General features: G+C 42.7%; 14 protein-coding genes. 1 reads left to right on the forward strand and 13 read right to left on the reverse strand.

Annotated features, from left to right (window positions below; translation table 11 throughout):
• Positions 1 to 207: 207 nt before the first annotated feature.
• The 10 genes from smc to AC3WTL_RS07940 form a co-directional block, all read right to left on the reverse strand.
• Positions 208 to 3,774 (reverse strand): chromosome segregation protein SMC, encoded by a 3,567-nt coding sequence (smc, locus tag AC3WTL_RS07895; RefSeq protein WP_248346900.1) that lies wholly within the window; start codon positions 3,772 to 3,774, stop codon positions 208 to 210.
• Between the two features lie 60 nt (positions 3,775 to 3,834).
• On the reverse strand, positions 3,835 to 4,575 hold the full coding sequence (gene rnc, locus AC3WTL_RS07900; protein ID WP_048009056.1) for a ribonuclease III: 741 nt from the start codon (positions 4,573 to 4,575) through the stop codon (positions 3,835 to 3,837).
• Positions 4,576 to 4,911: 336 nt separating this feature from the next.
• Complete coding sequence (locus AC3WTL_RS07905; RefSeq protein WP_009330799.1) at positions 4,912 to 5,145, reverse strand: acyl carrier protein; 234 nt, start codon at positions 5,143 to 5,145, stop codon at positions 4,912 to 4,914.
• A gap of 91 nt (positions 5,146 to 5,236) precedes the next feature.
• Positions 5,237 to 5,980 carry a 3-oxoacyl-[acyl-carrier-protein] reductase gene (gene fabG / locus AC3WTL_RS07910; protein WP_163145316.1) on the reverse strand — a complete coding sequence of 248 codons (744 nt, stop codon included), beginning with the start codon at positions 5,978 to 5,980 and terminating at the stop codon, positions 5,237 to 5,239.
• Positions 5,977 to 6,924, reverse strand: a complete 948-nt coding sequence (fabD, locus tag AC3WTL_RS07915; protein ID WP_222497530.1) for an ACP S-malonyltransferase — start codon at positions 6,922 to 6,924, stop codon at positions 5,977 to 5,979. The genes fabG and fabD overlap by 4 nt, the downstream gene beginning before the upstream one ends.
• A 27-nt stretch (positions 6,925 to 6,951) precedes the next feature.
• Positions 6,952 to 7,956, reverse strand: a complete 1,005-nt coding sequence (gene plsX, locus AC3WTL_RS07920) for a phosphate acyltransferase PlsX (RefSeq protein WP_222497028.1) — start codon at positions 7,954 to 7,956, stop codon at positions 6,952 to 6,954.
• Positions 7,957 to 7,977: 21 nt separating this feature from the next.
• The gene (gene fapR / locus AC3WTL_RS07925; protein WP_048009060.1) at positions 7,978 to 8,538 is read right to left on the reverse strand and encodes a transcription factor FapR; all 561 of its coding nucleotides are present in this window, start codon (positions 8,536 to 8,538) and stop codon (positions 7,978 to 7,980) included.
• Between the two features lie 111 nt (positions 8,539 to 8,649).
• Positions 8,650 to 10,698, reverse strand: a complete 2,049-nt coding sequence (gene recG, locus AC3WTL_RS07930) for an ATP-dependent DNA helicase RecG (RefSeq protein ID WP_222497532.1) — start codon at positions 10,696 to 10,698, stop codon at positions 8,650 to 8,652.
• Between the two features lie 233 nt (positions 10,699 to 10,931).
• The gene (locus tag AC3WTL_RS07935) at positions 10,932 to 12,608 is read right to left on the reverse strand and encodes a DAK2 domain-containing protein (protein ID WP_248346896.1); all 1,677 of its coding nucleotides are present in this window, start codon (positions 12,606 to 12,608) and stop codon (positions 10,932 to 10,934) included.
• Between the two features lie 16 nt (positions 12,609 to 12,624).
• Positions 12,625 to 12,987, reverse strand: coding sequence for an Asp23/Gls24 family envelope stress response protein (locus AC3WTL_RS07940; protein ID WP_009330806.1), 363 nt, complete (start codon positions 12,985 to 12,987; stop codon positions 12,625 to 12,627).
• A gap of 448 nt (positions 12,988 to 13,435) precedes the next feature.
• On the opposite strand from AC3WTL_RS07940, the gene rpmB reads away from it, so the two are divergent.
• Positions 13,436 to 13,624, forward strand: coding sequence for a 50S ribosomal protein L28 (rpmB, locus tag AC3WTL_RS07945; RefSeq protein WP_019381740.1), 189 nt, complete (start codon positions 13,436 to 13,438; stop codon positions 13,622 to 13,624).
• Between the two features lie 144 nt (positions 13,625 to 13,768).
• On the opposite strand, the gene spoVM is transcribed toward rpmB, so the two are convergent.
• The 3 genes from spoVM to rpe form a co-directional block, all read right to left on the reverse strand.
• A complete protein-coding gene (gene spoVM / locus AC3WTL_RS07950; protein ID WP_019381739.1) occupies positions 13,769 to 13,849 on the reverse strand; it encodes a stage V sporulation protein SpoVM in 81 nt (26 codons plus the stop codon).
• Positions 13,850 to 14,023: 174 nt separating this feature from the next.
• The gene (locus AC3WTL_RS07955; protein ID WP_197214833.1) at positions 14,024 to 14,671 is read right to left on the reverse strand and encodes a thiamine diphosphokinase; all 648 of its coding nucleotides are present in this window, start codon (positions 14,669 to 14,671) and stop codon (positions 14,024 to 14,026) included.
• Positions 14,672 to 15,000: 329 nt separating this feature from the next.
• On the reverse strand, positions 15,001 to 15,651 hold the full coding sequence (rpe, locus tag AC3WTL_RS07960) for a ribulose-phosphate 3-epimerase (RefSeq protein WP_222497030.1): 651 nt from the start codon (positions 15,649 to 15,651) through the stop codon (positions 15,001 to 15,003).
• Positions 15,652 to 15,654: the final 3 nt, after the last annotated feature.

Consider the following 15,654-nt stretch of genomic DNA (forward strand, 5'->3'; position numbering starts at 1 on the left):
AGGTACTCAGCAAACCCGCGGGGGCTGCCGGGAGCCTCCTCGACGCTCTGCGTCTGTGGGGTCTCCCTGGTAAGCTACTCCCGCAGGAGTCTCGCACCTTCCGCTTCAATCAACTCAGTGGACAAACTTAATTCGGATAACAAAATTACCAAACATCCTTTATGTATATAGCGGAACAGTGTTACAGACTGTTCCGCATTGGAAACTCTATTGAGTAATTAATTCCCTGGTTTCTTCCAGACGAACAGATACCAGTTTGGAGACTCCAGATTCCTGCATGGTTACACCGTAAAGAACATCTGCTTCTTCCATTGTTCCTTTTCTGTGGGTGATAACGATGAACTGGGTTTCTGCGCTGTATCTTTTTAAGTATTGGCTGAACCTTTGGACGTTTGCTTCATCCAAAGCAGCTTCCACTTCATCAAGAATACAGAATGGAACAGGCCGGACTTTCAAAATGGAAAACAGCAATGCGATAGCTGTAAGTGCACGTTCACCCCCAGATAATAATCCAAGGTTCTGCAATTTCTTGCCTGGCGGCTGTGCGACAATTTCCACACCTGTATTCAATAAATCTTCAGGCTGGGTCAAGCGTAAATCCGCTCTGCCGCCGCCGAATAAAGATTGGAAAACCGACTCAAAATGAAAACGGATCCCTTCAAAGGTTTCTTCAAATCTCCTTTTCATTTCAACATCCATTTCATCAATAACCTGGAATAATGTATCTTTTGCTTCCTGAAGGTCTGTTTTTTGCTCAAGCAGGAATTCATAGCGTTCCGATACTCTTTCATACTCCTCGATTGCTCCGAGATTTACTGCGCCAAGTTCCTCGATAGCCAGCTTTATGAGTTTTACTCTTTTTCGCGCTTCCTCAATTTCAATTTGCAGGGGATATTCTTCTTTAGCCGCTTCAAAAGACAGCAGGTATTCTTCCCTTAAATGATTCAGCCTATTCTCAAGCTCAACATCCAGCCGGTTCTGTTTAACTTCCTCATCTTTCAAAACTTCTATGAGGCCTTTATGCTGGCGTTTTAATTCTTTCGCCTCAAGCTCAAGGTCCTCTAAAGATGCTTGGAGCTTTAATCGCTCATTCCTTCTTGAAGCAATCAGTTCAAGTGTTTCATTCTTTTCCTTCAGTTTTTGCTGTGCTGCTTCTTCCAGATACTGTTCACCTGAAGAGCTGTTTGTCATTTCGGATGAAAGCAATTCTAAATCTTCGTTTACGGTTTTCAGTTTCTCCTGGGTAACAGCAAGCTCAGAATTTATGGCGGCCAGCTTTTCCTCAGCATGATTCAGCTGCTCACTTTTGGAAGCGAAGCTAATTTTCAGCTCATTAATTTCAGATACTACAGTTTCCTTTGAAGTCTGCTGGGTGTTTTTTCTTTCAGTTAATGCTTTTATCTCCTGATCAAGATTAGCGATTTGCTTTTGCTGCTGATCCAATACGACTGAAAGCTCGCTCTTTCTTGCCAGCAGTCTCTCTATATCTTGCGAAAACTGTGCTTTGTCCATATCATAAAGGGATAGGCGCTCATTAATGCTTTTCTCTTCAAACTCTGCTTCTAAAAGTTCTCCTTTTACCTTCTGTTCCGTCAAACGAAGTTCTTCGCCTGTTTTTCTAAGCTGCTCAATGCGTAAATCCTGTTTTTGAATTTCACTTTTTTGCAGTTTTACTTGCTTTTCGAGATTTGCTGTTTTGGATTCCATATCCGTAATTCTGGACTTCAGCTCTTCAAGTTCACCTTTACGTGAAAGAATTGAAGTACTTTTCTGTTTCACAGCTCCACCGGTCATGGAGCCGCCGGGATTAACCACATCTCCGTCAATTGTTACGAGCCTCACACGGTATTGAAGCAGCTTCGCAAGTTCATTGGCACCTTTAAGATTCCGGGCAATAACCACATTACCAAGCAAGTTCTCGATAGCAGGCTGGTGCCTCTCTTCAAATTGGATTAGTGCAGCAGCTTCACCAATAAAGGCAGGGTGGCCTTGAACCGACTGCATTTGCGTGATATTCAGCTTCTTCCCCTTAATTACACTTAAAGGCAGGAATGTTGCTCTGCCATATGAATTCTTCTTCAGGAATTGAATGGCACTTCTTCCGTCCTGTTCATCCTGTACAATGATATGCTGCATGGCACCGCCGAGAGCTGTTTCAATCGCAGTTTCGTACTCTTTTGGCACCTGAATTAACTCAGCTACGGCTCCTTCAATTCCCTGCAGCTTGCTGCCTCTTGCTTTCAATACTTCTTTTACTCCTTGGAAAAAACCCGAAAAATCCTCTTCCATTTCTTCAAGCATTTCCTGACGGGATTTCGCCTGCTGCAAATATTGGTAAGCCTGATACAAGGTTTTTTCCTGCTTTTGATAATTATTCTTTAATGATTCAAGCTTGCGGTCTTCATTTCGGAATAGATGAACTTGATTTTCTAATTCCTTTTGCAGGTTTTCAAGATTTGATTGTATCTTTTGTTTTTTCTCTTCATTTTTCTTGCGGTCAGCAATAAATTTTTCATTATCCATTTCAAGCCTTGAACTGCGCTGCCCCTGCTGACTCAGCTGCTGATCAATATTCTGCAATTCATTCCTTGAAGCTGCCTGGCTGTTCAGCACTTCAATATAATCACTTTTCAGAGATTCTATTTTTTCTTCTGTATTTTCACTGAATAGTTTAAGCTGCTCCTGCTTTTCCTTTAATGCTTTTTGAAGCTTAACAGCTTCTGCTTTCACTTTTTCCCTGAGAGCCGAGTGCTTTTCTTTCTGCTCTTTTAACTCAGCAATCTTCATCGTAAGTTCTTTCATATTTCCATGGAGCTGGTCTTTATTCTGGCTGGCATTTTTCTTTCGCTCTTTGAGCACTTCTTTTCTGCCTTCCAGTTTTTCCAGCTCTTCACTGGAATGAAGGAGCACATCCTGCAGATCATTGACTGATTCATCAATTGCAGCAATATGATCCTTTAACTCTTCCACTTTCGCTTCTTTGCTTTGGATAACTGCCGAGAGCTTCATCTCATCTTCCGTATGCAGCTCGAGCTGACGTGAAAGCTGCTCCCATTTTGAATGCAGATCCTTGATCTCATAAACGGTAAGGGCAACCTCTATTTTCTCCAGCTCTTCTTTCTGCTGCAAATAATCTTTTGCGATTGAAGCCTGTATTTTCAAAGGCTCTACCTGGGTTTCCAGTTCATGAAGAATATCATTCACCCTGTTTAAGTTATCCTGGGTTTCTGAAAGCTTGCCTTCCGCCTTTTTCTTTCTTGTCTTGTATTTAAGTACGCCAGCCGCTTCTTCAAATATAGTCCGGCGTTCTTCAGCTTTGCTGTTTAAAATTTCTTCAACTCTGCCCTGGCTTATGATTGAGAAAGCTTCCCTGCCAAGGCCTGAATCCATAAATAAATCTATAATATCTTTAAGTCTGCATGTTTGCTTATTGATCAGGTATTCACTGTCTCCGGACCGGTAGACTCTTCTTGTAACACTGACTTCGCTATACTCGATCGGCAGACCCTGATCGGCGTTATCAAGGGTCAGTGTCACCTCTGCAAAATTCTGTGCTCTCCGGGAATCACTGCCCGCAAAAATGACATCCTCCATTTTCGCACCGCGAAGGGACTTAGCTGATTGTTCACCCAATACCCAGCGGATGGCATCAGTAATATTGCTTTTCCCGCTTCCATTCGGACCGACAACTGCTGTGACGCCTGGAACAAAATCAACTGTTATCCGCTCAGCAAACGACTTAAATCCAATAACATCAAGCCTTTTTAAAAACAACCTTGGTCCCCCTCTGTCTCCTCATGTTTCTGCTCTTTGATGTCAGAGTTAGAAAATGTTTCACTTTATATGATTTTTTAATACTTCAAGAGCCATTTGGGCCGCATGTTGTTCGGCTTCTTTCTTTGACCGGCCAGTGCCTGTCCCAAGTTCCCTGCCATTTAAAGAAACAGTGGAAACAAATTCACGATTGTGGGCAGGCCCCTTTTCCTGAAGGATTTTATATTCAATTGCACCTGCTCCATCCCGCTGCACAAGCTCCTGCAGCTGGCTTTTAAAATCCATCACATGCGAAAAAGCACCTGAATCAATCTTTGGAAAAACAACTTTTTCCAAAAAACCGACAACTGTATCTAATCCTTTATCCAGGTACAATGCACCTATAAAGGCTTCAAATACATCTGCAAGCAGGGCCGGACGGGTTCTTCCACCTGTCATTTCCTCCCCTTTACCAAGGAGCACCAGGCTGCCAAATGACAATTCGTGGGCAAATGAGACCAGGGATGGTTCGCAGACAACCGCAGCCCTCAGCTTTGTTAATTCACCCTCGCTCATCATCGGATATTTAAGGTAAAGGAATTTTGAAACAGTCAGTTCAAGGACGGCATCCCCCAGGAATTCCAGTCTTTCATTGTCTTCATAAGGCTTTCTCCGGTGCTCATTCACATAGGATGAATGGGTAAAAGCTTGTTTTAGTAATTTTTCATTTTCAAAGTGAATTCCGATTTCCGTCTGGAATTCTTTAAATTGTTTTTCGATTGCGCGAAATGATTTTCTTTCTTTATCTTTATTGCTGCGCATATTGCATCCACCTTGCTAAAAATTAATATTCTTCTTGAGTTAAACACACTTAATTGGTCTTCCCTAAGTTTACGTAATAAAGAGGAAAAACGCAAAAAACTTCGATATAAAGCAATTTTATGTTTCATATGGTTACGGCCATTTTCACAGAAGAAAGCCCCGTTATCAAACGGAGCTTTTGAGAATCGTATTTACTGTCCACAGTCACCTGCTGAAGGCTGAAAGCTTAATTCCAAGCTGCCCTTTCGATGCTGCAGGTAACACCGGACAGTAAACATCAGAAAAAATTGCTGCAGTGAGGGGGATTCCCTCACTGCAGAGCGGTTCTACTAACGATTATTGGCTAGCTTTTATGTAATTTACAGCGTCACCGACTGTTGCGATTTTCTCAGCGTCATCGTCAGAAATTTCCATGTCGAACTCATCTTCTAATTCCATTACTAATTCTACTACATCAAGGGAATCAGCACCTAGATCATCTTTGAAAGAAGCCTCCAATTTCACTTCAGACTCTTCAACGCCAAGACGGTCCACGATGATCTTTGTTACACGTTCTAATACTTCTGCCATGCTTGTTCACCTCCCCTCAAGTATTATAGATTATTTTTAGCCTTTATTGAAAGCTTTTATAAAAAATTTTGCATTACAAGCCTGTTACAAATTACATGACCATTCCGCCATCAACATGCAGGGTTTGCCCTGTCATATAACGGCTGTCCTCTGAAGCTAGAAACACTGCCACATTTGCAATATCTGCAGGATCGCCGAAGCGCGCCAATGGGATTTGTTTTAGCATCTGATCCCTTACATCCTCGTTCAGCTTATCCGTCATATCAGTTGTGATGAAGCCTGGTGCAATGGCATTGACTGTTATCCCTCTTGATGCAAGTTCCTTTGCTGATGTTTTTGTCAGGCCGATAACCCCTGATTTGGCAGCGACATAGTTAGCCTGTCCAGGATTTCCGCTCACACCCACAATGGATGAAATATTGATAATGCGGCCGCTGCGCTGTTTCATCATTTGCCTTGTAACAGCTTTTGTACAAAGGAAAACACCTTTCAGGTTAATGTTAATAACATCATCCCATTCGTCTTCCTTCATTCTCATAAGCAGGTTGTCCTTCGTAATACCCGCATTATTAACCAGAATATCAAGCTTGCCAAACTTTTCTACTGTTTCTTTTACCATGCTTGTCACGGAATCACTATTTGACACATCGCATTGGATAGCAAAAGCATTTCTGCCTAAAGCCTTTATTTCATCAACGACTTCGTTCGCCCTTGCCTCACTTCCGGAGTAGTTAACCGCAATATCTGCACCTTGCCTGGCAAGACCCAAAGCGATTTCTCTTCCGATTCCGCGGGAAGCTCCTGTTACTAAAGCGGCTTTTCCCTCTAGCTTCATCTCAATTCCTCCTTCAAGGATTCTGTAACTGCCTGGCATGATTCTGCATCTGAAACGGCATACGTCTTAAGGGAACGATCTACCTTTTTCACTAAGCCTGACAGTACTTTTCCTGGACCTATTTCTATAAATGTATCCACTCCAAGCTCTATCATCCTGCGGATTGAATCCTCCCATAGCACAGGAGAATACAGCTGTTCAATCAATCTGCCATTTATTTCTGAAGCAGATGTCATTTCAGAAGCTGTTACATTGGCAATGACAGGAACCTTTGCATCTTTAATCTCAATTTTATCAAGGATTCCCCTGAACTTCTCAGCAGCAGGCTTCATTAATTGGGAATGGAAAGGGCCGCTTACCTCCAGCGGAAGCACACGCTTGGCACCTTCTTCTTTAGCTTTTAGAGAAGCCAGTTCCACGCCTGCTTTTGAACCTGAAATGACAATTTGTCCAGGACAATTCAGGTTTGCAAGCTGCACCGGATTTCCTCCTGCAGTAACCTCTTCTGTAACTGCAGTGAGCTTGTCCCTGTCAAGGCCCAATACTGCAGCCATTGTTCCTTCGCCATTAGGAACGGCTTCTTCCATGAATTCGCCCCGCTTACGGACAGCATATACCCCATCCTCAAAGGATATAGCTTCCGCAGCGACCAGTGCAGTATACTCACCAAGGCTATGTCCCGCAACAAAATCAGGTGTTATACCAGATCTTTTAAAATAATCGAGAATGGCAATGCCAGTGGTCAATAGTGCAGGCTGTGCGTTTGTTGTTAACGTCAATTTGTCCTGAGGCCCTTCAAAAATAAGTTCCGATAATGAAAACCCAAGTTTCTGATCGGCTCTTTCAAAAAATCCTTTTACGTTTTCATCCTGTTCAGCTAAGACTTTTCCCATACCTGCAGCCTGGGACCCCTGCCCAGGGAATAAAAAAGCGATTTTACCCATCATGCTATCCCCCCAAGTTAAAAATGTTTATTTAAGAGCTGTCTTTCCGGCTTCTTTTTCAACCGCTTCCTTTATCGTATCAGCAACATTGTTTTCGACCATGTTCCTGGCCTGCCTCACTGCACTGAATAAAGCTGTTGCATCTGAAGAGCCATGCGCCTTGATAACCGGCGCCTTTAATCCAAATAATCCGGCACCGCCGTATTCCGAATAATCCATTTTAGATTTCAGCTGGTATAGATCAGGCTTTAAGGCTGCTGCTGCCAATTTTGTTTTAAAGCTGCTGGTCAGAGCTGCTTTTAGCATTTTAAATACAGATAGAGCAGTACCTTCAATTGTCTTAAGCACCATATTGCCGGTAAAGCCATCCGTCACAACAACATCCGCAGCTCCCTCAAGCAAATCGCGCGCTTCCACATTGCCGATAAAATTGATATCCGCATTCTTCAGCAGATCAAATGTATTTTTTGCCAGCTCATTGCCTTTTTTCTCTTCCGTTCCGATATTTAGAAGGCCTACTCTGGGATTGGCAACACCCCGGACCTTTTCGGTATATATAGATCCCATAATCGCATATTGAAGAAGATGCTCAGGCTTCGCGTCCACATTCGCCCCTACATCAAGCAAAAGGAACCCTTCTCCCCCTATTGTTGGAAGCGTAGGTGATAATGCCGGACGTTCAATGCCCTCAATCCTTCCTACCACAAAAAGGCCTGCTGCCATAAGAGCACCCGTGTTTCCTGCGGAAATGCATGCATCCGCCTTACCATCTGTGACAAGCTGCGCTGCAAGCACCATGGATGCATTTTTCTTTCTGCGTACAGCTCTCACCGGCTCATCATCCGGCAAGATGACTTCATCTGTATGTAATATGTCAATTCGCTCATTTGAAGTAAGGTATTGGTTTATTTTTGACTCATCGCCTATAAGGGTAATATGTACATCTTTATATTCTGCGGCAGCTTTCATTGCCCCAAAGACAATTTCCTTCGGAGCATTGTCGCCACCCATTGCGTCTATGGCAATTTTCATGGTGCTTCATCCTTTTAGTGATTATTTTTTTCTGAACATGTCAAATTCTCCCTTGAATACCTGTTCGTTATTCACAAAGCTATTGACTTCAACCAATGTCCTTCCGCTGTCAATGTCAATTGAAAGGACCTTTGCTTTTGCAATGACACGTTCATTTAATCTCACAGGCCTTGTAAATTGAATATTGGCTTTTGCCGTTAATGCCAGCTCATCATTTATGACGGCGACCGCCAGTGAGTTGGCCTGTGCAAACAGGTGGTGGCCTCGGGCAATTCCATTACGCTTGAAGACATGTTCACTTTTTACATCGAAAATGGATATCGCCGTTTTATCCAATTCTATATCTATTATTTCACCGATTATTTCTTCTATTGGTAAAGATCGCACTTCATCCTCAAAACTTTTCTCGGCAACATGCTTGATTCGCTCACGCAATTCCGGAATTGATAATTCCAGCCGATCGAGCCTGATTGTCTGGACGCTGACAGAGAACTTGTCCGCAAGTTCCTCGTCCGTGACAAAAGGATTTTCTTTTATGGTGTCCGTTAATAATGTTTGACGTTCTTTTTTGTTTCTTTTCATTAAAATCCCACCGTCCGAGATATTAAGACTAGGTACTAATAGTAGTATATAATCAAAAAAAGCAGATTGCAAGAAAGAACTTTTCCGCAATCCGCTCTGATTACCTTATTTCTAGTCCAGCTTTTCCCCTTCCAGCACTCCTGCTTCCTTTAAATAATGCCGCAAAGGCAGGTACTCATCCGAGTGCCAGAATTCATCGGATTCCACTAGATTTGATGCATCGTTCCTGGCGGTTTCGAGCGCACGGTAATCATGGACCATATCAGCGACTTTAAATTCCGGAAGCCCGCTTTGTTTTCTTCCGAAAAAGTCTCCAGGACCTCTCAGCTCAAGGTCCTTTTCACTTAGAGCAAAACCATCATTGGTTTCTGTCATGATTTTCATGCGTTCTTTTCCAACTTCCGATTTCGGATCAGCCAGAAGCACACAATAAGATTGTTTATCTCCTCTTCCTACCCTTCCCCTCAGCTGATGCAGCTGTGCAAGTCCAAACCGCTCCGCATCATAGATCACCATCATCGTTGCATTTGGAACATTCACACCCACCTCAACAACCGTCGTCGAAACAAGAACCTGAGTTTCATTACGGCTGAAAGCTTTCATAACACTTTCCTTTTCATCCGGATGAAGCCTGCCATGCATGAGTCCGACATCATAACGGCCATGAAAATGATGCATCAGTGTCGCATGGACATCTATAGCGTTTTGAACATCCAATTTGTCTGATTCCTCAATAAGCGGGCAGATCACATAAACCTGCTGACCTGCTGAAAGCTCCTTTTCCATAAAACCTAGGACCCTGTCCAGCATTTCAGGTTTTGCCCAATAGGTTTCAATTGCTTTTCGTCCTGCCGGCATTTCATCTATGATGGATACATCCATTTCACCAAAAACGGTAATGGCCAATGTTCTTGGGATTGGCGTTGCAGTCATGAACAGAACATCAGGATTTTCACCTTTTTCCCTGAGTATCCGCCGCTGCCCTACCCCGAATCTATGCTGCTCATCAGTAATGACAAGTCCCAGTTTATTAAATTCCACTTCATCCTGGATAAGTGCATGTGTGCCAATAAGAACATCAATCACTCCATCCTTTAAAAGCTGGAGAATCTCTCTTCTTCGCTTTCCTTTAACAGAGCTTGTCAGAAGTTCACATCGCAGCCCAAACGGCTCGAGCATCGACTTTAAAGATTCCGCATGCTGCTCTGCCAGGATTTCGGTCGGGACCATTAATGCTCCCTGAAAGCCTGCTGTCCTGCTGGCGAATAGAGCAATCGCCGCCACTGCCGTTTTGCCGGAACCAACATCCCCCTGTAATAGCCTGTTCATCCTGTATGGAGATTTCAAATCAGACATGATCTCATTAACTACTCTTTTTTGTGCTCCGGTTAAATCAAATGGCAGTGAGTCAATGAACTCCACTAGTCTTGAAAGATCATAAGCCTGTGCAACCCCTTTTGACTGCTCTCTTTCAATCTTTCTTAGTGCCTGCATTTTTAATTGAAAATAGAAAAACTCCTCGTAAACAAAACGCCGCCTTCCCTGCTTGAGTTCCTGTTCATTGGCGGGAAAATGAAGCGATCTCACAGCATCTCGCCTATTTAATAGTCTATATTGCAATAAATATTTTTCAGGTAAATCTTCTGATATGTCATTCCGATACTGTGTGAAAGCCAGTTTAATAAATCGCCTGATGCCCTTGACCGTGACATTTCCTTTTACAGCATAAACCGGCTCAAAATCCTTATTGCCAGAGGCATTTCCTATTTTAAGTTCACTGGCTGTAATCACCTGCCGATGCTGGTCCCATTTTCCAGTCACCGTAACCGTTTCGTTTAAAACAATTTTGTTCTTCAAATAAGGCTGATTGAACAGAATCACTTGGATGAGATACCGTCCTACAAGCACCCGAACAGTGAGCCTTGAGCGTTTCCTGCCGTAATAAGCAAGTGAAGGTTCACTGTGAACCTTTCCTTCAACCGTCACTCTTTCATCATGCTTCATTTCTGCCAGGTCCTTGAGCCTGTAATCTTCATATCTATATGGAAAATATTCAAGCAAGTCTTTTACAGTGTAAATATTCATTTCAGCCAGTAATTCAGCTGATTCCTCTCCGATGCCTTTAACAGCTGTAACAGACTGGATTAATTTTGGATTCACATTTATTGAACGGCTGCCAATTATATTTTCTTTCAGGCAGTCCGCCATCCCTCCCTGCTCCGTTACTTTTATATACAGGCTTATGAAACGCCTGCTTTATAACTAGCACATTGTAATTTAAAAATGCAAGAAAGTAACCTTAAAACAAAAAAACTCATGCGTAAAAGCATTTATAAAGGTCTAAAATGGACAAAAGCGAAGGCTGGGCCCTCGCTTTGTTTGTTGTTTACTTGTTATTCAATTGCGAAAATGAAAGAGTATAGAGGCTGTTTTCCATCATGAAGCTCAACCTCAATATCTTCATATTTATCTTCAATATAGCTGATAAGTGAGTCTACTTCCTCATCTGCTGCATCTTCACCTTTTAAGACGGTAAGGATCTCAGAGTCTTCGTCGATCATTCCTTCCAGAAGATCTTTGGCAGCCTGAACTCTATCCTTGTTTTTTACAACAATTTTGCCGTCAGCAATGCCCATGAAATCATCTTTTTCTATCTCAAGTCCATCGATGCTTGTATCACGGACAGCAAACGTGATTTGGCCTGTTTTCACATGCTGAAGAGCATCTGTCATGCCTTCTTCGTTTTCTGTAAGCTCAGCACTTGGATTAAAGGCAAGAAGTGCCGCCATTCCCTGAGGAACAGTTTTTGAAGGAACAACCACTGCTTCTTCTTCAGTCACTTCTGCAGCCTGCTGTGCAGCCATAATGATATTTTTATTGTTTGGCAAAATGATTACTTTTTTTGCATTTACTTCTTTGATGGCTTTTACAATATCTTCCGTGCTGGGATTCATTGTCTGTCCGCCTTCAATGACAGCATGTGCACCGATGCTTCGGAAAAGATCCGCGATGCCGCTGCCCATTGATACTGTCACAATTCCGTACTCCTGCTTTTCTTTTGGCTTAGCCTGGGCCGCCAAAGGTGTAGGAACGTCTTCGACTAAGTTGGTGTGCTGCTGGCGCATGTTTTCAATCTTCATATTGATTAAACTGCCATAGCGCTGTCCGTATGTCAGGCAATCTCCCGGCTGTTCAGAGTGGATATGTACTTTTACAAGCTGCTCATCCGCAATCACAAGAAGTGAGTCGCCATATTGGCTTAAGTCCTGGCGGAATCTGTCTTCTGAAAAAGGATTAGCAGAAATTTTTTCATCTTCGAATTTGACCATAAATTCAGTGCAATAACCGAACTCAATATCCTCAGTGTTCATAAAACTGTGAACATTTTTATGGTGTTCTGCGCTAACCAGGTCATCCATCTTTGGAAGGGCTGCCGGTGTATCAGGAAGTTTTTCGCCCTTTAGCTCGGCAAGGAATCCTTCATATACAAACACAAGGCCCTGTCCGCCGCTGTCTACAACTCCAACTTCTTTTAAGACTGGAAGAAGATCTGGAGTGCGGTTTAGGGAAGCCCTTGCTTCTTTCAAAACTTCCTCCATAATCACGATGATATCATCTTCATGATTAGCAGCCTGAACCGCTTTCTTAGCGGAATCTTTTGCAACAGTAAGGATCGTTCCTTCAACCGGCTTCATCACAGCTTTATATGCCGTCTCCACACCAGAATTTAGAGCATCAGCAAACTCTTTTCCATTGATAGAAGTTTTATGTTCAATCGCTTTTGAGAAGCCTCGGAACAGCTGGGAGAGAATTACTCCCGAGTTCCCTCGTGCTCCCATAAGCAAACCTTTAGAAAGAGCAGAGCCTACCTTTCCAATATGCTCCTGAATATTAGCTTTAACTTCCTTTGCTCCGGAAGTCATTGACAAATTCATGTTGGTTCCTGTGTCTCCATCAGGAACAGGGAAAACATTTAACGCATCCACCAATTTTGCATTAGCAGATAAATGGTTCGCTCCTTGTATGACCATTTCGGCAAAAAGCTTCCCATCTAAATCTCTTTTTGACACAAGTCTTTCCTCCTCACTACGGGTTCGTTACTCGAACTCCCTGAACGTAAATATTAACCGAGTCAGTGCTAAGCCCAACTGTTTTATCAAGGGTGTATTTCACTTTAGATTGCACATTGTGGGCAACCTCGGAAATTTTCGTTCCGTAACTTACAATAATATACATATCGATATGTACTTCATCTTCTTCCTGGCGAACAATTACACCACGGGTAAAATTCTCTTTACGCAGTATATCTGTAAGGCCATCCTTAATTTGATTTTTAGAGGCCATTCCTACAATGCCGTAGCAGTCAACTGCTGCTCCGCCTGCGATTGTTGCAATTACATCATTAGAGATATCAATTTGCCCGAAATTTGTTTTTAATTCGATGGACATGGTTCGTTCCCCCTTTGGAAATTGCTTTTCATAAAAGCTTCTTCAGGCACTTCCGCTTAACGATAGTGCTGGCTTTCCCCTGAATTGCACCCTGGAGGCTAAGCCTTCCGGCAAGAGACAATTCACCTTTTTAAGCTGGGCAGCGGTCTTTTTAACTTCAAAGCTTAAAGCATACCTTATAATATTTTACTATATGGGCTGTGATATTGAAAGTCATACTTCTCCATCTCTATTATAGCTCATGTTCCATCCCCCTATGTCAAGGAAATTTTCTTGAAAGCAAACTATTGCAATCAGAAGGGTTGTATGATAAATTATTAAAGTATCTTTTAATGTCGAAATCCGCACAGGGATTCCGCATTAATTCAGATGGATGAATCTGACTATTGCAGATGAAAGCATTGAAAAATAGTTTCAGCTTATGCTTTTAGTAAGGAGGGAAACATACATGCCACGCAAATGTGTAGTAACTGGTAAAAAAACAACTTCAGGTAACGCACGTTCTCACGCAATGAACGCTAACAAGCGCACTTGGGGTGCTAACCTTCAGAAGGTACGTATTCTTGTAGACGGTAAACCTAAACGTGTTTGGGTTTCTGCAAGAGCACTTAAATCAGGTAAAGTTGAGCGCGTTTAACATGCTCAGGGACATCCCTTTTGGATGTCCTTTTTATTTTCCTTTTTTGACCCACTATCATTCTCCCCTATTTAAGCAAAAAATAAAAGCACCCCAGGTGAGGTGCCAAGTTTTGATGCTATTTTCTTTTTAATTTATGGGTGTCTACCCCTTTTTGAAGGTCCCTAACATGGCACGCACAATGCCCCCTAAAAATTTAGGAAGTTTGATTGTATAAAATCTCATTACTCGTGTCCCTCCTCACGATCTTACGCATCCATTCTGTCCTTAAATCGTCTTTACCATCTTATTCAAATAATGAAAGATGAGTACTCATGATTACAAAAAATGATCAGAAAGCAATTCATGCTAAGACTCTTATCCAGCTTTCCCGCATCTTGCAGGGAAGCGGCCCGGCACTTAATCCTTGCTTCTTACAACCATTAATATGCCTTCAGTAAAAGAAAAAGTACCACAATCATCAATAAGTTCATTACTGATACAGAGAGTAGAACCGGCAGGAACGGTCCGATCTGTCAGCGGATACTTGAAATTTCTCAGGGTGAGGCCTTTAATTTCCATAGTGACCGGAACAAACGAAATGTATTTGAAATTTGAATTCTGCTTTATGCTGTATTTACCTGGAGTCTTAATATAAATCTTATTAGACTTGTCAATAATTTCGACAGGAACAAAGTCTTCCGCCAGTGCAGGCTTTATTAACAGCTGAATATTTGCGAATAAGTGGTCAAGCCTGCCGCCTGTGGCACCATACAAATGGACTTTTTCAGGTTTTTGGCCGAGTGCCCAATTCAGGGCAAGCTCCATGTCCGTTTCATCCTTCTCCGGCTTGAACCTGTTCAGCTCTTTTACATTTTCTTCAATGAGCAAAAGCTCTTCATCCGACACCGAATCAAAATCACCAAATGCCATTTCCGGCTGAATGCCGCTTTGAATTAGAGTAAGCACCCCTCTGTCTACTCCGACCCAAATATCATCTGTATTACTGAACGAATGCAGATCAGGCAGCAAGTCATCCGGGCCTCCAGCTAAAATATTGATAATCATTATACATTGCTCCATTCATTTATGTATCTAATATGACAAAAAGCCAGCTGTATTCCAGCTGGCTTCTTTTTATCGCAGTCTAACGGGCAGTAAGACCCCCATTCAAGACTCAGAGGAATCAAAGGAGGATAAGTGGGGGTCAAACTGCCCGTAAAGGCCCGATTGGTGAGATACAGTGAAACTTGCCGACGCGCAGGCAGAGGCTTAGTTGAACCAATCGGGTTCGTAGTGTCGATTGATCGAAGCGCTAGCGGAGATCTTAGCGGCACTAGAACGCGACTAACAATCAGTGGGGGATAAGGAAAACCCCCACTGATTGAAGTTTCACTTTATTGCGAACCCTTTAAAGCAGCAATCGCCGCTGCTCTGTCTTTCTGATTATAAATCGCCGACCCGGCAACCAGCACATTGGCTCCAGCTTCAATGCACAATTGCGATGTTTCTTCATTTACTCCGCCGTCCACTTCAATTTCAATGTTTAGGCCTTTTGCGTCAGCCAATTTTTTTACGGCTGCAATCTTCGGAAGTACGGATGGGATGAATTTCTGCCCTCCAAAACCGGGATTAACAGACATAAGCAATACCATATCAATATCTTCAATAACATGCTCTATCATATTAACTGGTGTAGCTGGATTAAGAACCACTCCTGCCTTAACACCAAAGGATTTAATAAAATGAACCGTTCTGTGGAGATGCCTGCATGCTTCTGCATGAACAGTGATGTAATCGGCCCCCGCATTAGCAAATGCCTCAATGTAACTATCCGGATCTTCTATCATCAAATGAACGTCAAGGGGCAGCTTTGTTACAGGACGGATGGCATCCACAATTAATGGACCAATTGTAATATTCGGCACAAAATGGCCGTCCATTACATCCACATGAATATAGTCAGCTCCGCCGCGTTCAACATCTTTAATCTCTTCTCCCAATTTAGAAAAGTCTGCCGATAAAATAGAAGGTGCGATTTTTACCATGAA

The organism is Cytobacillus sp. EB106-05-05-XG126 (assembly GCF_058791715.1).